The sequence below is a fragment of the Streptomyces sp. NPDC041784 genome, assembly GCF_055591025.1.
The window spans coordinates 279,474-301,430 of the sequence record NZ_JBVJAB010000003.1 but is presented as its reverse complement, the minus strand read 5'-3'; the positions used below and the strand labels follow the sequence as shown (position 1 = coordinate 301,430).

Sequence of the window (21,957 nt, the reverse complement as noted above, 5' to 3'; positions counted from 1 at the left end):
GAAGCAGGGGGAAAGCGCTTTCTGAAACAGCGCTACCTAAGGTACGCCAGCCCGGGGTGGACCTCGGTGTAGCCCTCGACCAGTCGGCGGGCGACGTTCACGGAGTCGACGAGCGGGTGCAGCGCGAAGGCCTTCACCGCGCTCGCCCGGGACCCGGACTCGGCGGCGGCCAGCACCTCGCGCTCCACCGCCTTGACCGCGCACACCAGTCCGGTGGCGTGGTCGGGCAGCGGGGCGACGGCCACCGGGTGCGCGCCGTTGGCGTCGACCAGGCACGGGACCTCGATCACGGCGTCCGTGTCGAGCGTGGAGAGGGTGGAGCGGTTGCGCACGTTGAGGATGAGCGTGGCGCGCTCGTCGCGGGCGATGGCCCGCATCAGGGCGAGGGCCACCTTCTCGTAGCCGCCCGAGAGGTCGTCGGCGTCGCGTTCGCCCGCGCCGGCCGTCTCCCGGTTCTCGGACATGTAGGTGGCCTCGCGCTCGGCGCGGGTGCGGTCCCAGGCGGTCAGGGCCGCCGCGCCGGGGTCGCGCATCTCCTCGTAGAAGCGGGCCTGCTGGTCGGCGAGGAAGGCGCCGCGGGTCTTCTCGGCCTGCTGGTAGGCGCGCACGGCCTCGCGGTTGAAGTAGTAGTAGTGCAGGTACTCGTTGGGGATCGCGCCGAGGGACTTCAGCCAGTCGACGCCGAAGAGCTTGCCCTCCTCGAAGGAGCCGAGCAGGTCGGGGTCGGCCAGCAGGCGGGGCAGTTCGTCGCGGCCGGCGACCCGCAGGCCGCGGACCCAGCCGAGGTGGTTGAGGCCGACGTAGTCGATCCACGCCTCCTTCGGGTCCGCGCCGAGCACCCGGGCGATCCGGCGGCCGAGGCCGACCGGCGAGTCGCAGATGCCGATGACCCGGTCGCCGAGGTGGCGGGACATCGCCTCGGTGACGAGGCCGGCCGGGTTGGTGAAGTTGATCAACCAGGCGTCGGGGGCGAGCCGGGCCACCCGCCGGGCGATCTCCACGGCGACCGGGACGGTGCGCAGTCCGTAGGCGATGCCCCCGGCGCCGACCGTCTCCTGGCCGAGGACGCCCTCCGCCAAGGCCACCCGCTCGTCGTTCGCGCGGCCCTCCAGGCCGCCGACCCGGATCGCGGAGAAGATGAAGTCGGCGCCGCGCAGGGCCTCGTCCAGATCGGTGGTGGCCGTCACGGCGGGGGCGCCCGGGACACCGGCCGCCTGTTCGGCCAGGACCCGGGCGACCGCGTGGAGCCGGCCCTCGTCCAGATCGTGCAGGACGACGTCCGTGACCCGCCCCTCGGCGCGGTCCGTGAGGAGCGCGCCATACACGAGCGGCACCCGGAACCCGCCGCCGCCCAGAATCGTCAGCTTCACGTCTGCACCTTTCCTGCCACGGTCACCTCGACGCCCGCCTCCTCCAGCGAGGAGCGGGTCACCGGGTCGACCGGCGCGTTCGTCACCACCACGTCCAGGTCCTCGGGACCGCAGACCTTCGCCATGCCCGTGCCCGGGAACTTCGCCGCGTCGGCGAGCAGGACGACCCGGTCGCCGGCCTTGATCATGGCCCGCTTCACCGGGACCTCGACGACCGTCGTGTCCATCACCTGCCCGCCCGGGCGCACTCCACTGGTGCCGAGGAAGAGCCAGTCCGCGTGGAGCTGGCGCAGGTTGTCCTCGGTGAGGAAGCCGACCAGGGAGCGGTACTCGCGGCGGACCATGCCGCCGAGCAGCACCAGCTCGATGCCCTCGTCGTCGGCCAGCTCCTCGTAGACCACCAGGTTGCTGGTGATCACGGTGAGCCGGCGCCCGTGCAGCTGGCGGGCCAGCCGGTAGGCGGTGGTGCCGATGTCGAGCAGCACCGACTGGCCGTCCGCGACCATCGCCGCCGCGTGCGCGGCTATGGCGTCCTTCTCGGCCACGCGCATCTCGGCGACCTCGGCGAAGGGCTGGTCGCCCTCGTCGACGACGGCGCCGCCGTGGACCCGGGTCAGCAGGCCGTCCTCCTCGAGTTTGACCAGGTCACGCCTGATCGTGGCCGGGCTCACGCCCAGCTGTTCGGAGAGATCGGTCACGGCCGCGGGACCGCCGGAGCGCAGGGCCCGCAGGATGAGTTGATGTCGTCGTTCTGCCAGCACGCCATGAACACTACTCGTCATCTTCAATCATTTCCATGCTCAGTTCTGCTCGGGTATTGACCAATGGCGGCGAGCAGCGCACGATTCCGGTCACCGAAATGAAGAGTTTTGACGAGCTCCGACTGGAACGGACTCTCCCGACGAGAGGAAGTGCGCACGTGGACGACGACCGGCCCGATGTGCTGCTGACCGGGCTGCTCTTCTACGACCTCGTCCTCACGGGGCTGGGCGGCCCGCCCACGCCGGGCGAGGAGATCTGGACGGCCGGCATGGGCTGCGGCCCCGGCGGGATCGCCAACCTGGCGGTGGCCGCCTCCCGCTTCGGCCTGCGGACCTCGCTGGCGACCGTCTTCGGAGACGATTTCTACGGCGGCTACTGCCGGCAGGTCCTGGCCGGCCAGGAAGGCGTCGACCTCTCGCTCTCCCGGGTCGCGGACGACTGGCCCACCCCGGTCACCGTCGCCCTGGCCCAGGGGCAGGACCGGGCCCTGGTCACCCACGGCCAGGAGCCCCCGTACTCGCAGGACACGCTGATGGGCGACCCTCCCGAGGCGCGCACCGCACTCGTCCACCTGGAGGCCGAGCCGCGGGCCTGGCTCGCCAAGGCCGCCGCGAACGGCACCCGGATCTTCGCGGACGTCGGCTGGGACCCCACCCGGCAGTGGTCCGCCGACCTCCTCGAACAGCTCGCCCTGTGCCATGCCTTCCTCCCCAACGAGACCGAGGCGATGGCCTACACCCGCACCGAGAGCGCGGTCGCGGCCCTCGGCACGCTCTCCGAGCTGGTGCCGGTCGCCGTGGTGACCCGGGGCGGGGACGGCGCCCTCGCCGTCGACCAGATCACCGGGGAGTACGCGGACGTACCGGCCCTTGACATCGATGTCCTGGACGCGACGGGCGCCGGTGACGTCTTCGGCGCGAGCTTCGTCGCGGCCTCGCTCGGCGGCTGGCCGCTGGAGGAACGGCTGCGCTTCGCCGTCCTCGCCGCCGGACTCTCCGTCCGGCACCACGGCGGCGCGCTGGCCGCGCCCGGCTGGTACGGCGTCGACGCCTGGTGGCGCTCGCTCACCGATCCCGGTCTGCGGCGGGCGTACGGCTTCCTCGCGGACCGCCTCCCGGCCGACCCCGGCCCCCCGGTCCGGTACGCGCCGGTCACCCCGCCCGCCCGGCAGCACTGACCTCCCCCCACGCAACCATTGCGAAGTCCCGAACAGATCCGAAAGGCGGTGGGAGCTGTGCGGCTCTCACGAAGAGGCCTGCTGCGCGCGGGCCTGGCCGGTACGGCCGCCACGGCACTCGGCGGCCTGGCGTCCGGCTGTGCCGTTCCGACCGGTTCCACCGGCCGGAACATGGTCCTGTGGTACTGGGACGGCGGCCTGGGCGACACGGTCGTCGAGAAGGCCAGAGCCCGCTACGGCGGCACGGTCGACCTCCGTGCCATCAAGATCGGCGGCTACTACCGCTCGAAGCTGATCACCACCATGGCCGGCCGGGCCCACGTGCCCGACATCGCGGGCCTCAAGGGCGAGGACATGGCGTCCTACCTGCCCAACGCGGACCAGTTCGTGGATCTGCGGACGCTGGGCGCGGAGAAGTACCGCAGCCGGTACCTGTCCTGGAAGTGGGACCAGGGCATCGCCGACGACGGCACGATGGTCGGCTTCCCGATCGACTGCGGTCCGGTCGCGCACTACTACCAGTACGAGATCTTCCGCAAGGCCGGGCTGGCGTACGAGCCCGACGACGTGTCGGCGGAGCTGGACACCTGGGAGAAGTTCTTCGCGGCCGGGGAACAGTTGCGCAAGCGCGTTCCGGGGACCTATCTGCTCACCGACGTCAACGTGGTCTTCGAGAACGTGGTGCAGCAGGGCAGCAGGCGTTACGTCGACAAGGACCGCCACTTCATCGGTGACCAGGAGCATGTGCGCGACGCCTGGGCACTGGCCGTGGAGGCGAAGCGGCGCGGAATCGTCTCCGACCTGGTGAGCGGCACTCCGGACCAGCTCTCCGCCGTCCAGGACGGCAAGCTGCCCAGCCAGCTCAACGCCTCGTGGAACACCGGCGACCTCAAGAACGGCGTACCGAAGACCAAGGGCCGCTGGCGGGTGGCCCAGATGCCGGTTCGGCCCGCCAACAACGGCGGGTCGTTCCTGTCGATCACCAAGGCCTGCCGCGAGCCCGAACAGGCCTTCCGGATCATCACCTGGATCCTCGACGCGGCGAACCAGGCACAGGGTTTCGTGGACGCGGGCCTGTTCCCGTCCACCCCCGCCTCCTACAGCCTCAAGACGCTCCGTGAGCCCGACCCGTTCTTCGGCGGGCAGGTCACGATGGACGTCTTCGGGCCCGCCGCGCAGAAGATCACGGTCGCCTACAACAGCCCGTACGACGTGGCGCTCGGGCAGCCCCTCAAGGACGAGATCAAGAACGTCGGCGTCCTCGGCAAGGACCCGGAGAAGGCCTGGAGTGACGCCATGAGCAAGTGCCGGCGCATCGCGAAGCACCTGGGGGTGAGCTACTGATGGCCACCACGCTGGAGACGCCCCCGGCGGCCACCCGGCAGCCGGCCGCCCCGCAGCCCAGGAAGGGTCTGCGCAGGTACTGGCACCTCTACGCCGCGATCTCGCCCTTCTACCTCCTCTTCCTCTGCTTCGGCCTGATCCCGGTCGGCTTCTCGCTCTACGTCTCCCTGCACCGCTGGGACGGGCTCGGCACCATGGAGTGGGCGGGGCTGTCGCAGTACCAGTACCTGCTGGGCGACAGCGACTTCTGGAGCTCGGTCGGGAACACCATCGTCATCTGGGCGCTGGCCACCTTCCCCATGATCTTCCTGGCGATGGTGACGGCCGTGCTGCTCAACTCGGCGGTCCGCTTCAAGAACGTCTACCGCTTCGCCTACTTCCTGCCGAACGTCACCTCGGTGGTGGCCGTCGCGATCATCTTCGGCTCGGTGTTCTCCACCAACTTCGGCCTGGTGAACGCCCTGTTGCAGGCGGTGGGCATCGACCAGATCGCCTGGCTGAACACGCCGTGGGGCATCAAGGTCGCCATCGCCACGCTGATGACCTGGCAGTGGACCGGCTACAACGCGATCATCTTCCTCGCCGGGCTCCAGACCATCCCGGGCGAGCTGTACGAGGCGGCCCGGATGGACGGTGCCGGTCCCGTGCAGACCTTCTTCCGGATCACGCTGCCGATGATGCGGCCGGTGCTGCTGTTCGTGCTCGTGGTCTCCACGGTCACCGGTCTGCAGAGCTTCTCCGAACCGCAGGTGCTGCTCCAGACGACCGCCAACGACTCGACGTTCTCGGGCGGTCCGGGCCACGCCGGCCGGACGATGGTCCTCTACTTCTTCCAGCAGACCTTCGACAACAACGACTTCGGCTACGGCGCCGCCGTGGCCTGGGGCATCTTCCTCGTCGTCATCCTCTTCTCGATCATCAACTGGCGCCTGGTGCAGCGCCGGGGCGAAGACTAGGGAGGCCGCTCACCATGGCATCCATCCACGGCACACGCCGGCCGAAGGCCATCAAGGGAACGCGCGGCCGGGGCATCGCCCTGCACGCCGTCCTGGTCGTCGGACTGCTGCTCTCGGCCTTCCCGTTCTACTGGGCCGTCATCATGTCGACGCACACGTCGAGCGAGATCTTCTCCTACCCGCCGAAGCTGCTGCCCGGTACGCACTTCCTGCAGAACGCCCGCAGTCTCTTCGACAACATCGACTTCTTCGGCTCGATGGCCAACTCGCTGCTGGTGGCGGGCTCGGTGACCTTCCTGGTCCTGCTCTTCGACTCGCTGGCGGCCTTCGTCTTCGCCAAGTTCGAGTTCCCGGGCAAGAACGCGCTGTTCGCTCTGCTCATGGTCATCTTCATGGTGCCGGCGCAGCTCGCGGCCATCCCGCAGTTCGTGATCATGGCGAAGCTCGGCTGGATCGGCTCGATGACCTCGCTGATCGTGCCGGCGGCGGCCAACGCGTTCGGCATCTTCTGGATGCGCCAGTACATGAAGAGCGCCATCCACGACGAGCTGCTGGACGCCTCGCGGATCGACGGGGCGAACTTCCTGCGCCAGTACTGGCACGTGGCCCTCCCGGTGGTCCGGCCGGGCCTGGCCTTCCTCGGCATCTTCACCTTCATGGGCCAGTGGAACGACTACGCCTGGCCCCTGATCGCCCTCACCGACCCGGACAACGTCACCCTCCAGGTGGCGTTGTCCCAGCTCAACGGCACCCACGGAACGACGGACTACGGAATGGTCATGACCGGCGCACTGCTCGCGCTGATCCCGCTGCTGATCGTGTTCGCGATCGGTGCCCGCCAGATCATCGGGGATCTCGCCAAGGGAGCCATCAAGTGACGGATCCCCTGCTGGCGCTCCGCCCCTGGGAGTCACCGGAGGTGACCTCCTGGGGGCGGTTGCCCATGAACGCCGTCGACCGGCGCGCCGGAGCACACTCCCTGGACGGCGACTGGCGCTTCCGGTTGCTGCCCGCTCCGCACGCGCCGGCCGGCGGTGCGTGGTCGACCGCGGCCGTGCCCGGCGTGTGGACCATGCAGGACACGGACGACCTGCCGCGGTACCTGAACATCCGGATGCCGTTCGCCGAGTTCCCGCCGCACGCACCGGCCGGCCACAACCCGACGGGCGTGTACGAGCGGGAGGTCGACGTCCCCGCCGACTGGGCCGGCCGGCGGATCGTGCTCCAGGTCGGGGCCGCCGAGAGCGTGCTGCTGGTGCACGTGGACGGGCGGCCCGTCGGCGTGTCCAAGGACTCCCATCTGGCCGCCGAGTTCGATCTGACGGCGCTGGTCCACCCCGGCGGGCGGGCCGTGCTGCGGCTGACCGTCGTCAAGTGGTCGGACGCCTCGCACATCGAGGACCAGGACCACTGGTGGCACGGCGGGATCACCCGCCCGGTGCTGCTGTACGCCACCGACCCGCTGCATCTGGCCGACGTGAGCGTGCGGGCCGGGCTCGACGGGGAGCTGCGGGTCGACTGCCTCGTGCGGGACGCGGGCGGGGCGCTGCCCGAGGGGTGGTACCTGAGCGGGGAGCTGGACGGGCTGGCGCTCACCCAGGACGCCGCGTTCGACCTGGCCAACGCCGAGGAGGAACGGGTCTCCGCCTTCCTCGGCGAGGCGCGGCTGCACGCGCGCGTGCCCGAGGTGCGGCCCTGGACCGCGGAGACACCCGAGCTGTACGGGCTGACGGTCCGGCTGCACCGCGCCGACGGCACGGTCGCCGACACCTCGCACCACCGGATCGGCTTCCGGGACGTCGAGGTCGTGGGCCGTGACCTGCTGGTCAACGGGGAGCGCGTCTACATCCGGGGCGTGAACCGGCACGACTTCCATCCGCTGACGGGGCGGACGGTGTCGTACGACGACATGCGCGCGGACCTGGTCCTGCTGAAGCGGTTCGGCTTCAACGCGATCCGCACCGCGCACTATCCGAACGACCCGACGCTGTACGACCTGGCCGACGAGCTGGGCTTCTACGTCGTCGACGAGGCGGATCTCGAGTCGCACGACCACGCCCACGAGATCGCCGACGACCCACGCTATCTGAACGCCTTCGTGGACCGGGTCTCGCGCATGGTGCTGCGGGACAAGAACCATCCGTCGGTCATCATCTGGTCGCTGGGCAACGAGTCGGACTACGGGGCCAACCACGACGCGGCCGCCGGCTGGGTGCGCCGGCACGACCCGACCCGGCCGCTGCAGTACGAGGGGGCGGCCAAGCGCGGCTGGGCGGACCCGGACCTGGCCTCCGACATCGCCTGCCCGATGTACGCGCCGCTGGACGAGTGCGTGGCGCACGCGCTGTCCGGGGAGCAGACCAAGCCGCTGATCCAGTGCGAGTACTCGCACGCGATGGGCAACAGCAACGGCACGCTGGCCGACCACTGGGCTGCCATCGAGGCCACCCCCGGTCTTCAGGGCGGGTTCATCTGGGAGTTCTGGGACCACGGAATCCTCCAGAGCGTGAACGACGGAAGACCGGTCGGGCGTGGGGGTGCCGGGCTCTACGACAACGGTGTCGCCGCACCCGGGTACCGGTGGGCGTACGGCGGCGACTTCGGCGAGAAGGACCACGACGGCGCGTTCATCGCGGACGGCGTGGTCTTCCCCGACCGCACCCCGAAGCCCGTGATGTACGAGCACCGGGAGATCGCGGCGCCGCTGCGGCTGAAGCTGTACCGGCACGAGGGGCTGGTCGTCTCCAACCACCAGCACTTCCGGGGCCTGGACTGGCTCGCGGGCACCTGGGAGCTGGCGCTGGCGGACGGCCGTACGCTGACCGCCGCCGCCGAGATCCCCTCGCTGCTGCCGGGGGAGACAGCCGTGATACCGCTTCCCCTCGCGTTGCCGGAGGACGGCGGCGAGGCGTGGCTGACGCTGCGGGTGACGACCGCGCAGGACCTGGCGTGGGCGCCGCGCGGCACGGAGGTGTGCGCGCCGCAGGTGCTGCTGCGGGCGGCCGTACGGGCGAAGGACCCGGTGGCCGGCGGCCCGGTCGAGGTCGACGCGGACGGACTGCTGGTCCATCCGCTGCTGACCGCCGCTCCCACGCTGTCGCTGTGGCGGGCACCCACCGACAACGACGAACTGGGCGGCATGGCGCCGCGCTGGCGGGCCTGGGGGCTGGACGCGCTCGTGCGCAAGGTCGTGTCGGTCCGGCGCGACGGCCCGTCGGTGACCGTGCTCGCGGAGTACGCGGGCACCACGGGCGTGGTCCGGCACCGGCAGGTCCTCACCCCCGTCGAGGGCGGTGTGCGGATCGACGAACAGGCCGAGCTGCCCGAAGAGTTCGACGACGTGGCCCGGGTCGGGACGGTCTTCGAGACGGTCGCGGGGCTGGACCTGCTGGAGTGGTTCGGGCAGGGGCCCTGGGAGTCGTACCCCGACCGCAGCGGCGGTGCGCCGGTGGGCCATCACGCGCTTGCCGTCGACGAGCTGTTCACCCCGTATCTACGCCCGCAGGAGAGCGGCGGCCGGCACGGCGTACGGCGCTTCACGCTGTCCGCGCCGGACGCCACCGGTCTCGCGGTCGCGCTGGACGAGCCGCGGCAGGTGTCCGTCACGCGGTACCGCGCCGAGGACCTGACCGCCGTCGCCCACCATGACCAACTCGTGCCGCGCGCCGGGTGCGTGGTGCACCTCGACGCGGTCCACCGGGGCCTGGGCACGGCCTCGTGCGGCCCCGACACCTTCCCCTCCTACCTCGTCGCACCGGGCGTCCACCGCTGGAGCTGGACCCTGCGCGTGCTGTGACCGCTTCCCACCCACGGACTTCCCCAGAGCTTCCTACGGAGCACACGTGTGTACTTCGCATGCCCATGAACCGGGCGAGGCCGCGCAGGCCGGTGCCGGACGCCGCGGTTTCCTGCGGGCCACCGCGCTGCTGGGCGCCGCCGCCACGGCCACGGTCGCGCTGCCGGCCACCGCCGAGGCGACCGTGTCCCGGTGGCGTCCCGATCCCGACAGCCGTCGCTTCACGCTCGCCGTGATGCCCGACACGCAGTACCTCTTCGACGGGCCGAGCATCGACAAGGCGCCCGTGGAGGCGTCGCTGCGCCATCTGCTGGAGCATGGGGGCGAGAACGCCGAGAACATCGTGTTCCTGTCCCACCTCGGCGATCTCACGCAGAACGGCGCCGTCGCCGAGTTCGCCGCCATCGGCGAGGCGTTCGAGCTGCTGGACCGGCGCGGGGTGGGCTACAGCGTGCTGGCCGGCAACCACGACGTGAAGTCGTCGACGACCGACCAGCGCGGCGCGTCGGCGTACCTGGACACCTTCGGACCGCGGCGGCTGAAGGGGAAGTCCACCTTCGGCGGGGCCTCCCCGGACGGCTACAACACCTTCCACCTGTTCCGGGCGGCCGGGCGCGACTGGATGGTGCTGGCGCTGGACTGGCGGCTGTCGGCGCAGGGGTACGCCTGGGCGAAGGACGTCCTCGCCGCGCATCCGAGGACCCCGGTCGTCCTCACCACGCACGAACTGGTCGTCGAGGACGACACGTTGTCGGGCTACGGGCAGCAGCTGTGGGACCGGCTGATCGAGGACCACGACCAGATCTTCCTGACCCTCAACGGCCACTACTGGCCGGCCGGGCGGGCGACCCGCAAGAACGCGGCGGGACATGACGTCCATCTGCACCTGACGAACTACCAGAACCGCTACTTCGGCGGTGCGGCGATGATCCGCCTCTACCGCTTCGACCTCGACCGCGGCGTCATCGACATCGAGACGGTCTCGCCGTGGATCCTCGGCCGGGCCGCCAAGGGGATCAACGCGCTGGAGCGGCAGGAGATCGAACTCAGCGGCGACGCCGACCGGTTCTCCGTCGACATCGACTTCGCCGAGCGCTTCTCCGGCTTCGACCCGGTGCCGGCGCGTCCCGCCCGTCCCGCGTCGAAGGTCGTCGTCCCGGGCACGATGGCGTACTGGCGGTTCGACGCGGCCGTCTCCTCCGGCACCGTCCGCGACCTGTCCGGACGGGGCAACGACCTCACCGTCGTCACGGTCGGCGGCGGCGCGCTCGGCTGGTCGCCGGACCACCACCCCGACCAGCCGGGCCACGGCAGCCTGGAGTTCCAGGGGTTCAAGTCGCCGCTGACGGGGGCGTATCTGCGCACGGTCGACGGCGCGCCGCTCAACTCGGCGACATTCGGGGCGGGTTACACCATCGAGGCGTTCTACCGCCTGCCGGCCGACTGGGACCCCGCGCACCACGCCTGGTCGGGACTGGTCAGCCGTACGGGCACGGGTGGCGCCGCGGGCAAGACTGGCGACGACCCCGACGAGCCGCTCGCCACGCTCTCCCTCTCCAACGACCGGGAGCCGCAGTGGGCGATGCGCCCGCTGAACCAGGAGGGCATCGCCACCAACTGGGGCCAGGAGACGCCGCTGGAGACCTGGTGGCACCTCGCCGTCGTCAACGACGGCAGGCACACCACGCTGTACGTCGAGGGCTGCCCGGTCGTGCGCAACCCGAAGGCGGCCTCGGCCGGCATCACCTCCGTCGGGCTGCCGTGGCTGCTCGGCGGCTACGAGTACGGCGGCACGATCGACCAGATCCTGCACGGCCGCCTCGGCGACGTCCGGATCGTCGAACGCGCGCTGCCCGTGACGTCCTTCATGAACCACTGACCACCGTTTCGAGGATCATCGTGACCGAGCAGCAGCTGCCCGCCTGGGCAGATCCGTCCGTCTCCCCCGCCGACCTCGACGACCAGGGCGTGTCCCGGCGCGGACTCCTGCGCCGCGCGGGCCTGTTCGGGGCCGCGTTCGCGCTGGGCGGGGCGGCCACCCCGGCCGTCGCCGCCGCCGGTCGGGACCACGGCGGTGAGGACCCCCGTCTCGCCTACCTGGTCGGCGACCACCACGTCCACTCCGTCTACAGCCACGACGCGAAGTACACCTTCTCCCAGCAGGCCCGGGCCGCCGCCCGGTACGGCCTGGACTGGATGGTGTTCAACGAGCACTCCAACTTCGGGCACGCCCGCCACGGCGCCGCGCTGGAGCACCAGGAGATCCTCGCGGCCCGCGCCGAGAACCCACGCCAGCTGATCTTCCAGGGCCTGGAGTGGTACATCCCGGCGGCCGAGCACTGCACGGTGTTCGCGGCGCCCGGCCCGCACGAGGTCGACCTGCTCACCCGGTTCGAGCTGGCCTACGACGGCAAGCTGCTCGGCTACACCGAGGGCGCCGCCGGCGCGGCCGACACCGCCCGCAACGAGGCGCACGCCGTGCAGGCCGTCAAGTGGCTGGCCGAGCAGCGCCGCACGGGCTATGTCGACGACGTCCTCGTCCTCGCCAACCACCCGCTGCGCCTCGGCATCGACTCACCGCACGAGATGCGCAACTGGCGCGACGCGGCCCCCGAGATCGTGATCGGCATGGAGGGTGCGCCCGGCGCCCAGGGCGCGGCGATCCCCGGCTGGCGCGGCACCACGTCGATCCGGGGCGAGTACGAGAACAAGCCGACCGCCCAGTCGCACGCGGGCTACCCGGCGGACGCCTACCTCACGTACGGCGGCTTCGACTGGGCGACCGCGACGGTCGGCGGGCTGTGGGACTCCATGCTGGCCGAAGGCCGCCTGTTCTCGATCACCACGAACTCCGACAACCACCGGACCGTCTTCGACACGTGGAAGAACGGCGACTGGCCGGCCGGGCAGAACTTCGACACCAACGGCAGGCTGCCGGACCCGGTGAACACCGACACCCCGCAGCCGGGCAGCGACTTCTGGCCGGGCCAGTTCAGCCGCACCCACGTGGGCGTGACCCGCTACGGCTACCGGGCGGTGATGACGGGCCTGCGCGAGGGCCGGGTCTGGGTCGACCACGGGCATCTGGTCGACGGGCTGGAGGTGCGGCTGCGGCGGGAGCACGGCAACGGGCGGGGTGTCACGCTGGGCGGCCGGCTGCGGGTCCGCCGCGGCGAGAGGCTCACGCTGGAGATCACCGTGACCTCCGCGTCCCGCCGCAACCCCCAGGGGATCCTGCCGGAGCTGGCGCACGTGGACGTCATCCGCGGCGCGGTGCGCGGTCCCGTCTCCGACCGGGACACCTGGAAGGCGCCGGACACCAAGGTCGCCTGGTCCAAGGACGTGAGCGGCCGGAAGGGGACGTACACCCTGCGCGTCCCGGTGACGGTCGGCGCGGAGTCCTTCTACGTCCGGCTGCGCGGCAGCGACGGCAACCGTCACGGGACCGGTTACCTCGGCGCGTCGATCGACCCGCACGGCCCGCTCACCCACGCTCCGGGCGACGGCGACCCGTGGGCCGACACGTGGTTCTACTCGAACCCGATCTTCGTGGACGTCGTGCGCTGAAGGCGCCGCTGAAAGGGGCGCGGGGAACTGCGCGACCGGCCACGACGGTCCCGCGGTTCCCCACTCGCTATGCGTAGAAGCGCGACAGGCTCTGCAGTACCGCCGCCGGCTTCGCCCCGCCCTCGATCTCGATCGCCCCGTCGACGGTGATCTGCACCCCGCCCGGCACCTCCTCCACCTCGGTCAGCTTCGCGGCCAGGCGGATGCGGGAGCCGACCTTCACGGGCGAGGGGAAACGGACCTTGTTCAGCCCGTAGTTGACCTTCGTGGTGACGCCCTGGACGTCCAGGAGTTCGGTGAACAGCGGGATGAACAGGGAGAGGGTCAGGTAGCCGTGGGCGATCGGGGCCCCGAAGGGGCCGGTGGCGGCCCGCTCGGGATCCACATGGATCCACTGGTGGTCCCCGGTCGCGTCGGCGAAGGTGTCGATGCGTTCCTGGGTGACCTCGATCCACTCGCTGGTGCCGAGGTCGCTGCCCGCGAGCTTCTTCAGCTCGTCCAGGCCGTTGACGGTGACGCTCATATGGTTGCCTTTGCTACGAGTCGGAGCCGAAGCGCTTGCGCACCCGGGCCTTGAGGAGCTTTCCGGAGGCGGTGCGCGGGAGTTCGTCCGCGACCACCACCGACTTGGGGATCTTGTACTTGGCGAGCCGGCCGGACAGGGACGCCAGCACCTCGTCGGGGTCGAGCACGGCGCCCTCGCGGGGCACGACGACCGCGCGCGGCACCTCGCCCCACTTGTCGTCGGCCACACCGATCACCGCGCACTCGGCGATGTCGGGGTGGGCGAGGAGCAGGTCCTCGATCTCGGCGGGATAGACGTTCTCCCCACCGGAGATGATCATGTCCTTGATGCGGTCGACGATGTACACGTAACCGTCGTCGTCGACACGGGCGGCGTCCCCGCTGCGGAACCAGCCGTCGGCGAAGGAGGCGGCCGTCTCCTCGGGCAGCCCCCAGTAGCCGGGCATGACATGCGGTCCGCGCACCACCACTTCACCGGTCTCGCCCGGCTCGACCGGTGCGAGGTCGGGGCGCAGGACGCGTACGTCGCTGAAGAAGTGCGGGACGCCGGCCGAGCCCGCCTTGCCGATCGCGTGCTCGGCGTCCAGGAACAGGGTGCCGGGGGACGCCTCGGTCATCCCGTAGCCCTGGAGGAAGGTGAGTCCGCGTTCCTGGTAGGCGGCGATCAGCGTGGTGGGGACCGGGGAGCCGCCGCAGGTCAGGATGCGCAGGCTGGACAGGTCGGCGCCGGCCCAGCGCGGATGCCGGGCGATCTGGTCGAACATGGTCGGCACGCCGAACATGAAGGTGATCCGGTGCCGTTCGATCAGGTCGAAAGTGGCCTCCGGGTCGAAGGCCTCGACCAGGACGCAGGTGCCGCCCTTGAGGAACACCGGCAGGGTCAGCATGTTCAGGCCGGCCGTGTGGAACAACGGGGCGGAGACCAGGGCCCGTTCGTCGGCGATCAGGTCGCTGTCGACCAGGACGTTGATCGCGTTCCAGGTGAGGTTGCCGTGCGTGAGCATGGCGCCCTTGGGCCGGCCGGTCGTGCCCGAGGTGTACATGATGACGCAGGTGTCGTCGGGGGTGACGGGCTCGTCGATCGGCTCGTCGGGGGCCGCCGCCAGCGCCGCCTCGTACTCGGCGCCGACCTCGACGTAGGTCCGGACGTCCGTGCTGCCGGGCAGGCCCGCGACCAGGCCCGCGTGGGAGGCGCCGTACAGGAGGGCCTTGGCGCCGGAGTCGGCGAGCTGGTAGGCGATCTCGGGGCCGGCGAGGCGGGTGTTGAGCGGGACGAAGACCGCGCCGAGGGTACCGGCCGCGAACAGGGTCTCCAGGTAGGAGGGGTGGTTCGGGCCGAGGTAGGCGACGCGGTCGCCGCGACGGACGCCCCGGGCGCGGAGCGCGTGGGCCAGCCGCGTGACGCGCGCGTACAGCGTGCCGTAGTCCGTCGACCGCTCGCCGTGGACCAGGGCGGTACGGTGCGGGGTCTTGCGGGCCCGGCGTGCTGGCCAGGACCCCAGTCCCTCGTTGCGCATGGGGTACGCCCCTTACGGTGTGGTCAGCCCGAGCAGACGGGCGGCGTTGTCCTTGAGGATCTTCGGCTTCACCTCGTCCTTGATCGTCAGCTTGTCGAAGTCGGCGAGCCAGCGGTCGGGGGTGAGGACGGGGAAGTCGGAGCCGAAGAGGACCTTGTCCTTCAGCAGCGTGTTGGCGTACTGCACGAGCTGCGGCGGGAAGTACTTCGGCGACCAGCCGGAGAGGTCGATGTGCACGCCCGGCTTGTGGGTGGCGACGGCCAGGGCCTCGTCCTGCCAGGGGAACGACGGATGCGCCAGGATGATCTTCAGGTGTGGGAAGTCGGCGGCGACGTCGTCCACGTGCAGCGGGTTGGAGTACTTCAGGCGGATGCCGCCGCCCCCGGGGACGCCGGCGCCGATGCCCGTCTGGCCCGTGTGGAAGAGGGCGATGGAACCGGTTTCCTCGATGACCTCGTACAGGTCGTAGGCCACCGAGCGGTCGTCGGGGAAGAAGCCCTGGATGCTGGGGTGGAACTTGAAGCCCTTCACCCCGTACTCCTCGACCAGACGGCGGGCCTGCCGCACGCCCGCCTTTCCCCGGAAGGGGTCGATGGAGGCGAAGGGGATGAGGACGTCCGGGTGGGCGGCGGCCGCCTCGGCGACCTCCTCGTTGGGGACGGGTGCCGTGCCGGTGGCGGACTCGGCGTCCACCGTGAAGATCACGGCGGCCATCCTCCGCTCGCGGTAGTAGGCGGCCGTCTCCTCGATCGTGGGCTTCCGCTTGCCCTCCACCTTGAAGTAGGCGGAGGACGCGTCGTGCAGGTCGTCGTCCAGGGAGGAATGCCCCTGGGAGGACACCTCCGCGTGGGTGTGGACGTCGATCGCGACGAGTTCCTCGACGTCGATGGTCGCCATGGTCAGGCCTCCGGGAACGCGGGCGCCGGAATGCCGACCGTCTGCAGCTCGGCTCCGACCGAGGTGGGGAAGGCGTCGGCCAGGGTCGCCGGGGTCCAGCCGCCGTCGGCGTAGGCCGCGCGGATCTCCTGCGGATGCGACCAGAGTGCCACCTTGTCGCCGCCGATGCCGATGGCCTGGCCGGTGATGCCGCGGGCGGCCTCGGAGGCCAGGAAGGGCACGAGCGCGGCGCAGTCCTCGGGGGTGCCGAAACCCTCGCCCTTGCGCAGGAAGTCCGGGAAGGGCTCGCCGTTCTTCAGCGCCTCGACGTACGGGGCGAAGGCGGGGATCGTCTCGGTCATCGCGGTCGCGGCGACCGGGACGATCGCGTTCACGGTGATGTGCGCGCGGCCCAGCTCCATCGACCAGGTGCGGGCGAAGGCGGCGATGCCGGCCTTGGCGGCGGCGTAGTTGGTCTGGCCGAAGTTGCCGCGCTGCCCGGCCGGGGAGCCGACCAGGATCAGGGTGCCGCCCTCGCCCTGCTCGCGCATCCGTACGGCGGCGGCGCGGGCGCAGGTGAAGGTGCCCTTGAGATGGGTGGTGATCACCGCGTCGAAGTCGTCGTCGGTCATCTTCCACAGCACCTTGTCGCGCAGGATGCCGGCGTTGGTGACCAGGATGTCGAGCCGCCCGAACTCCTCGACCGCGCGGCCGACGAGCCGGTCCGCGGCCTCGGTGGTGCCGACCGGGACGACCTCGGCGACGGCGGTGCCGCCGGCCTCGGTGATCGACTTCACGGCCGCCTCGGCCACCGCCTCGTCGACGTCGTTGACCACCACACGGGCGCCGTGGGCGGCCAAAGCCTGGGCGTACGCGAGGCCGAGGCCCCGGCCGCTGCCGGTGACGACGGCGACCTTGCCGGTGAGATCGATGCTGGGCACGAGCGGTCCCTTCGGATGGGTTCACTGCGGGGTGCGGGTACGAGATCGAAGCTAAGAGCAATAATTGTTGTCGTCAATAGTTGTTGGCGACCTACGGGTGCGGCATGCTGAAATCAGGACGCAGCACCGCCCCCGCCGGGGCCGAGACCAGGGAGCCCGCCATCACCCGCCAGCACGCCACGAACCCGAGCCCGATCGACGCGGACGAACCGTGGATGCGCGCGCTGCACGCGGACACGGGTTATCTGCTCTACCGGCTGGGCCTGCGCTCGGGGCAGTTGTTCAACACGTTCCTCCAGGAGTCGGGGGTGCGGCTGCGCCACTACGCGGTGCTGCGGTTCCTGGCCACCGCCGAGGGAGCGCTCCAGCGGGAGCTGAGCGCCCGGCTCGGCTACGACCCCAGCGCGATCGTCGGCCTGGTCGACGACCTGGAGAAGCTGGGCTTCGCCGAGCGCCGTCCGGCGCCGGACGACCGCCGCAGCCGGATCGTCGTCCTCACCGAGGACGGGCGCGCCTTCCTGCGCGGCACCGACGAGGCGGGACTGCGCGTGACGAACGACCTGCTCGCCCCGCTGGACCCGGCCGACCGCGAGACGCTGCACGCGCTGCTGCTGCGGGTCGCGGAGGACGGGCTCGCCTGATGCCCTGAGGAGGACCGTATGGACCGGGGCGCCCTCGCCGTGACCTCCCGTTCCGCGCCCGACCGGCTGCTGGCCGTGCTCGCCGCGTTCGACCACACCCACCCGGCGCTGTCCCTGACCGACATCAGCCGGCGGGCCGGGCTCACCCTCACCACCGCGCACCGACTGGTCGGCGCGCTGACCGGGTGGGGCGCGCTGGAACGGGACGAGTCGGGGGTCTACCACGTGGGACTGCGGCTGTGGGAGATCGCCGCGCTGGCGCCGCGCGGCCTGGCCCTGCGGCAGGTCGCGCTGCCGTATCTGGAGGACCTGTACGAGGCCACGCACGAGAACGTGCAGCTGGCGGTCCGCGACGGGTCCGAGGTCGTCTACACCGAGTGGCTCTCCGGGCGGTCCGCGGTCGGCGTGCACATCCGCGTCGGCGCGCGCTGGCCCCTGCATGTCACCGGCGTCGGGCTGGTGCTCCTCGCCCACGGCGGCCCCGACCTCCAAGAGGCCTACTGCGCCGGTCCGTTGGCGTCCTACACCGCCCACACCCTCACCGATCCGGCCCGGTTGCGCCGGGTCCTGGCCGAAGTGCGCCGCACAGGCGTGGCGGTGAGCAGCCGTCAGGTCACCGACGACGCCCTGTCGGTGGCCGCACCGGTACGCGGGCCCGGCGGCGCGGTGGTCGCCGCGGTGTCGGTCGTCGTCCCTCAGGCCGACGCCCGGGTCCCGGTCCTGGCCCCGGCGATCCGGGTCGCCGCGCGCGGCATCTCCCGAGCCTTGGGGTGGCGGCCGGAGGGGCGGGGGGATTGAGGGGGCACGGCACCCCGCCCCTCACGGACGTCCCCCGCGGAAGCGAAGTCCCCGCGCCGTGGGGCTCCGGCGCGGGGACGTTTCGGTGGGGGCGGCTCGGTGGGGCGGCTCGGCGAGGCGGCTGCCCAGCAGCCGGCGTCACCCGACGGCCTGCGTCACCCGACAGCCGGCGTCACCCGACAGCCCGCGTCGCTCAGCAGTCGTCCGTCGCCGTCCGGCCCTCGAAACGGGCGGTGAGCCAGGTGACCGTGTCGTGCACCGCCATGGCGTCCCCGAGCAGATGGTCGGCGGCGTACGAGGTCCACTCGGTCGGGATCCCCGCCGCGCAGTAGGCCTGCCGGGTGACGCGGGCGGTCTCGGCCGGGATCACCTCGTCGAGCAGCCCGCGGTACTGCAACACGGGGAAACCGATCTCGTAGCGCGCCCCTGAGCCGGGACGGAGGACGACGAACCGGACGCGGGGGCTCTGCGTTCCTGTGACTAGGTGTTTCGACCCGCCGTACCCGTCCCGCCGGGTTCCTCCCGCTCGCCCAGCTCCTCGAAGAGGGTGAGCTGGAGGGCGCCCGGTGCCTCGAGGCGGGCGTTGAGCGAGTTCCACGGGGTGCGGGTCGGCTCGGCGACCACCTCGGCACCGGCGGCGGCGAGCCGGGCGGTGGCGGCGGTGGAGTCGCCCACCTGGAAGGCGACCCTGATGTGCCCGGCCACCCGCCGGCCGACCTCGACGTCGTCGATGAAGGCGGCGTGGTTCGGGTCGGTCAGCTCCAGGGTGGCGCGGCCCGCGTCGAGGATGCTGACCCGGCCGCCGGGCGAGGAGAACGCGGCCTGCTCGGGCAGTCCGAGGACGTCCCGGTAGAAGCGCAGGGCCTCGTCGTAGTCGTCGGCGGTGACCACCAGTCGAAGTTCACGGACCGCGGGCACGTCGGTGTCGGACATAGGGGGCTCCTAGGGGGATCGCCGGTCGGAAACATGCTGTCCGTTCGTGATCAACACCGCCCGCAGCGCCGTTGTTTCCGTCACACGCGCAAGGCCGGCCCCGCCCCCTCCCGGACCGTCCTCACCGAAATCTCAGCCGACGGCCCGGCCATTCAAAGGAACGACCCATCTACGGGGCGCAGGATGCAGGCGCAAAGGTGGACAACTCAGGAAGGCCTGTCGTGGGCGTCTCGCACATATCGAACCGGTCCGAGCAGCAGTCGCGGCCGCAGGGGTGGTCCCGGCGCGGGGTCCTGGCCGTGCTCGGCGCCGCCGTACCGGCCGTCGCGCTGACCGGGTGCAGTTCCGGTTCGGCGGACGCCACGGAGCAAACGGGCGCGCAGGCGTCCGGGGCGGCGAAGGCCTCCGCGGCCGCCCCCCAGCCGGTGATCTCGGTCACCCCCGCCGACGGCACGAAGAAGGCCGCCTTCACCAGCCCGGTCGAGGTCACGGTGACCGACGGCACCCTCGCCTCCGTCCAGGTGACGGGCAACGACGGCTCCACCCTGGAGGGCTCCCTCGACGACGCGAGGACCACCTGGACGTCGACCGGGAACCCGTACTCGGGAACCAAGTACACGGTCACGGCACAGGCCGAGGACGCCGGCGCGGCCCAGCCCACCACCTTCACCACCAAGTCCCCCGGCGAGACCTTCGTCGGCTACTTCACCCCGGAGGCGAACTCCACCTCCGGCGTCGGCATGCCCGTGTCGATCAACTTCACGCACGCCGTGTCCGACCGGGCCGCCGTGGAGAAGGCGATCACGGTGACCGCGGAGCCCGCCGTGGAGGTCGTCGGCCACTGGTTCAGCGACACCCGGCTGGACTTCCGGCCGGAGACGTACTGGGCGGCGGGCACGACGGTCACGCTCGCCCTGCGGCTGAAGGACGTCGAGGGGACGGACGGCGTCTACGGCACCCAGTCGAAGGACGTCACCTTCCACATCGGCCGTGAGCAGATCAGCACCGTCGACCTGTCCGCCAAGCGGATGACGGTGCGGCGGGACGGCGCCACCCTCGCCACCTACCCGGTCTCCGGCGGCGACGCCGAGCACACCACCTGGTCCGGGATCATGGTGATCAGCGAGCGGTTCAAGGAGACCCGGATGGAGTCCTCCACGGTCGGTCTCGGCGACGAGTACGACATCTCCGACGTGCCGCACGCCCAGCGGCTGACCACCTCCGGCACCTTCATCCACGGCAACTACTGGGCCTCGACCTCGGTGTTCGGCAGCCAGAACACCAGTCACGGCTGTGTCGGCCTGCACGACGCCAAGGGCGCGAACGACTCCTCGGTACCGGGCTACACGTTCTACGCCGCCTCGATGCTGGGGGACGTGGTCGTCGTGAAGAACTCGGGCGAGAAGACCGTCGACCCGGCCAACGGCCTCAATGGCTGGAACCTGTCCTGGGCGGACTGGAAGGCGGGCAGCGCGCTCTAGTCGCCTCCGTCTGGGAGGGAAGGTGTGAGGGCGGTACGATTCAATTCGACTGCTGCTTAGGGGGGTTCCGCATGGACGGCTGGCTCTGGCTGCTGATCCCAGCGGTGATCATCGGCGGGGGACGGATCACCGAAGCCGCTCGCAGCGCGCTGAAGACCCGGCACAAGCGCAAGCTGGAACTGATCAAAGCCACCGAGCGGCAACAGCAGGCACTGGTCGCCGCACACCAACCACCAGAGCCCGTGTGCGGCTGCACCCACCACCTTGCCAAGCATGACAAGGCCGGTGTCTGCCATGAGACGGTCGAGGCGCCGACGCTGTGGGACGCCGACCGCAAGCCGCTCCAGTACGAATCCCGGCCGTGCAATTGCCAGCAGTACGTCGGCCCGGAACCGCTCAGCCTGGTGTTCGCCCCGGAGATCACCGACCCGCGCTGAGACGGAGGCCCGGGCCTCCGAGCGCGGCCACCCTTCAGAACTGGGTCAGCGCCCCCGTCGTCTGCACCTTTCGCTCAGCCCGCCGGAAGACCCGACGGCCGAAGAGGAGGAAGCCCAGCGAGGTCACCGACAGCGCGGTCACCTCGTAGGGCATCGGGACCAGGGTCCGTGTGTCCAGGGTCAGACAGCGCATGAGGTCCAGGGACCAGGTCGAGGGCAGCACATACGTCAGCCAGCGCACGGGCTCGGGCAGCACCGTGAGCGGGAAGGCAACCCCGGAGAACGCGGCCACCAGGCCCGTGAGCGGGTCGAGCAGGGGCCCGGGGCGGCGCAGCACCAGCGCGGCGGCAGCCGCGAGATAGCCGAAGCCGCAATTGCCGACCAGCAGCGCCACGGCGACCGGCAGGCTCAGAAGCACACCGGTGGGATCGTAGTCGGCACCGAGCACACAGATGGCGAAGGCGAGCAGCAGCGTGCTCGCCGCCGCCGTGAAGATCGTTCCCGCCCCCACCGCGCCGAGGACGAATGCCTCGCGCGAGGCCGGACTGGCCCAGGAGTGCTCCAGGGCCCCGGTCTGCCGGTCGGCCTGGAGCATCCCCGACACACCTCGCACCGCGCCCGTCAGCACGGAAGCCACCAGGACTCCGAGGCCGACCCATGCCGCGAGATCCTCGGTGCCGACCATGCGGGTGAGGCCGACCGCCGAGCTGTCCACCATGAAGGCCGTCCCCAGAAGCAGGGTGGGGATCGCCATCTCGTAGAGCGGAGTCAGCAGGACCAAGTTGATCATGCTCAGTGGATAGCGCCACTGGACGCGGAGCTCGCGCAGCACCACT

At 71.1% G+C, this 21,957-nt stretch carries 20 protein-coding genes; 11 read left to right on the top strand and 9 right to left on the bottom strand.

From position 1 onward, the window contains the following. Positions 1 to 32: 32 nt before the first annotated feature. Together ACZ6D7_RS08040 and ACZ6D7_RS08035 are read right to left on the bottom strand one after the other, a co-directional pair. On the bottom strand, positions 33 to 1,370 hold the full coding sequence (locus ACZ6D7_RS08040) for a 6-phospho-beta-glucosidase (protein ID WP_469485233.1): 1,338 nt from the start codon (positions 1,368 to 1,370) through the stop codon (positions 33 to 35). Further along, complete coding sequence (locus ACZ6D7_RS08035; protein WP_469485230.1) at positions 1,367 to 2,131, bottom strand: DeoR/GlpR family DNA-binding transcription regulator; 765 nt, start codon at positions 2,129 to 2,131, stop codon at positions 1,367 to 1,369. Before ACZ6D7_RS08035 ends, ACZ6D7_RS08040 begins: the two co-directional genes overlap by 4 nt. Positions 2,132 to 2,289: 158 nt before the next feature. Between ACZ6D7_RS08035 and ACZ6D7_RS08030 the strand changes: the two genes are divergently transcribed. From ACZ6D7_RS08030 to ACZ6D7_RS08000, 7 genes are read left to right on the top strand one after another with little or no spacing between them, the layout of a single operon-like run. Beyond that, on the top strand, positions 2,290 to 3,309 hold the full coding sequence (locus ACZ6D7_RS08030; protein WP_469485228.1) for a carbohydrate kinase family protein: 1,020 nt from the start codon (positions 2,290 to 2,292) through the stop codon (positions 3,307 to 3,309). A 57-nt stretch (positions 3,310 to 3,366) separates the two neighbouring features. Beyond that, positions 3,367 to 4,653 (top strand): ABC transporter substrate-binding protein, encoded by a 1,287-nt coding sequence (locus ACZ6D7_RS08025; protein WP_469485225.1) that lies wholly within the window; start codon positions 3,367 to 3,369, stop codon positions 4,651 to 4,653. Continuing rightward, positions 4,653 to 5,609, top strand: a complete 957-nt coding sequence (locus ACZ6D7_RS08020; protein ID WP_469485222.1) for a carbohydrate ABC transporter permease — start codon at positions 4,653 to 4,655, stop codon at positions 5,607 to 5,609. Before ACZ6D7_RS08025 ends, ACZ6D7_RS08020 begins: the two co-directional genes overlap by 1 nt. A 14-nt stretch (positions 5,610 to 5,623) precedes the next feature. Beyond that, positions 5,624 to 6,487, top strand: a complete 864-nt coding sequence (locus ACZ6D7_RS08015; protein WP_469485219.1) for a carbohydrate ABC transporter permease — start codon at positions 5,624 to 5,626, stop codon at positions 6,485 to 6,487. Then, a complete protein-coding gene (locus ACZ6D7_RS08010) occupies positions 6,484 to 9,405 on the top strand; it encodes a glycoside hydrolase family 2 TIM barrel-domain containing protein (RefSeq protein ID WP_469485216.1) in 2,922 nt (973 codons plus the stop codon). Before ACZ6D7_RS08015 ends, ACZ6D7_RS08010 begins: the two co-directional genes overlap by 4 nt. Before the next feature lie 46 nt (positions 9,406 to 9,451). Beyond that, positions 9,452 to 11,284: a LamG-like jellyroll fold domain-containing protein gene (locus ACZ6D7_RS08005; protein ID WP_469485213.1), complete on the top strand. Its 1,833-nt coding sequence runs from the start codon at positions 9,452 to 9,454 to the stop codon at positions 11,282 to 11,284. 20 nt (positions 11,285 to 11,304) lie between these two features. Further along, positions 11,305 to 12,972 carry a histidinol-phosphatase gene (locus ACZ6D7_RS08000; RefSeq protein ID WP_469485210.1) on the top strand — a complete coding sequence of 556 codons (1,668 nt, stop codon included), beginning with the start codon at positions 11,305 to 11,307 and terminating at the stop codon, positions 12,970 to 12,972. A gap of 67 nt (positions 12,973 to 13,039) precedes the next feature. On the opposite strand, the gene ACZ6D7_RS07995 is transcribed toward ACZ6D7_RS08000, so the two are convergent. Genes ACZ6D7_RS07995 through ACZ6D7_RS07980 form a run of 4 tightly spaced genes read right to left on the bottom strand, consistent with a single transcriptional unit; the run spans position 13,040 to position 16,831 of the window. Then, complete coding sequence (locus ACZ6D7_RS07995) at positions 13,040 to 13,495, bottom strand: MaoC family dehydratase (protein WP_469485207.1); 456 nt, start codon at positions 13,493 to 13,495, stop codon at positions 13,040 to 13,042. A gap of 13 nt (positions 13,496 to 13,508) precedes the next feature. Further along, the gene (locus ACZ6D7_RS07990; protein ID WP_469485204.1) at positions 13,509 to 15,014 is read right to left on the bottom strand and encodes an acyl-CoA synthetase; all 1,506 of its coding nucleotides are present in this window, start codon (positions 15,012 to 15,014) and stop codon (positions 13,509 to 13,511) included. A gap of 12 nt (positions 15,015 to 15,026) precedes the next feature. Continuing rightward, positions 15,027 to 15,902, bottom strand: coding sequence for an amidohydrolase family protein (locus ACZ6D7_RS07985; RefSeq protein ID WP_469486022.1), 876 nt, complete (start codon positions 15,900 to 15,902; stop codon positions 15,027 to 15,029). An 11-nt stretch (positions 15,903 to 15,913) separates the two neighbouring features. Further along, positions 15,914 to 16,831 carry an SDR family NAD(P)-dependent oxidoreductase gene (locus ACZ6D7_RS07980; RefSeq protein WP_469485201.1) on the bottom strand — a complete coding sequence of 306 codons (918 nt, stop codon included), beginning with the start codon at positions 16,829 to 16,831 and terminating at the stop codon, positions 15,914 to 15,916. 215 nt (positions 16,832 to 17,046) lie between these two features. Between ACZ6D7_RS07980 and ACZ6D7_RS07975 the strand changes: the two genes are divergently transcribed. Continuing rightward, positions 17,047 to 17,472 carry a MarR family winged helix-turn-helix transcriptional regulator gene (locus ACZ6D7_RS07975; protein WP_469486019.1) on the top strand — a complete coding sequence of 142 codons (426 nt, stop codon included), beginning with the start codon at positions 17,047 to 17,049 and terminating at the stop codon, positions 17,470 to 17,472. Between the two features lie 18 nt (positions 17,473 to 17,490). Beyond that, on the top strand, positions 17,491 to 18,270 hold the full coding sequence (locus tag ACZ6D7_RS07970; RefSeq protein WP_469485198.1) for an IclR family transcriptional regulator: 780 nt from the start codon (positions 17,491 to 17,493) through the stop codon (positions 18,268 to 18,270). Between the two features lie 193 nt (positions 18,271 to 18,463). Here ACZ6D7_RS07970 and ACZ6D7_RS07965 read toward each other — a convergent pair whose 3' ends face one another. Both ACZ6D7_RS07965 and ACZ6D7_RS07960 read right to left on the bottom strand, forming a co-directional pair. Continuing rightward, positions 18,464 to 18,670, bottom strand: a complete 207-nt coding sequence (locus tag ACZ6D7_RS07965; RefSeq protein ID WP_469485195.1) for a lipase family protein — start codon at positions 18,668 to 18,670, stop codon at positions 18,464 to 18,466. 80 nt (positions 18,671 to 18,750) lie between these two features. Beyond that, positions 18,751 to 19,203 (bottom strand): VOC family protein, encoded by a 453-nt coding sequence (locus ACZ6D7_RS07960; protein WP_469485192.1) that lies wholly within the window; start codon positions 19,201 to 19,203, stop codon positions 18,751 to 18,753. A 221-nt stretch (positions 19,204 to 19,424) separates the two neighbouring features. Between ACZ6D7_RS07960 and ACZ6D7_RS07955 the strand changes: the two genes are divergently transcribed. Beyond that, on the top strand, positions 19,425 to 20,684 hold the full coding sequence (locus ACZ6D7_RS07955; RefSeq protein ID WP_469485190.1) for a L,D-transpeptidase: 1,260 nt from the start codon (positions 19,425 to 19,427) through the stop codon (positions 20,682 to 20,684). A 71-nt stretch (positions 20,685 to 20,755) separates the two neighbouring features. Then, on the top strand, positions 20,756 to 21,121 hold the full coding sequence (locus ACZ6D7_RS07950) for a hypothetical protein (RefSeq protein ID WP_469485188.1): 366 nt from the start codon (positions 20,756 to 20,758) through the stop codon (positions 21,119 to 21,121). Positions 21,122 to 21,155: 34 nt separating this feature from the next. On the opposite strand, the gene ACZ6D7_RS07945 is transcribed toward ACZ6D7_RS07950, so the two are convergent. Then, positions 21,156 to 21,953, bottom strand: a complete 798-nt coding sequence (locus ACZ6D7_RS07945; RefSeq protein ID WP_469486017.1) for an ABC transporter permease — start codon at positions 21,951 to 21,953, stop codon at positions 21,156 to 21,158. Between the last annotated feature and the right edge of the window lie 4 nt (positions 21,954 to 21,957).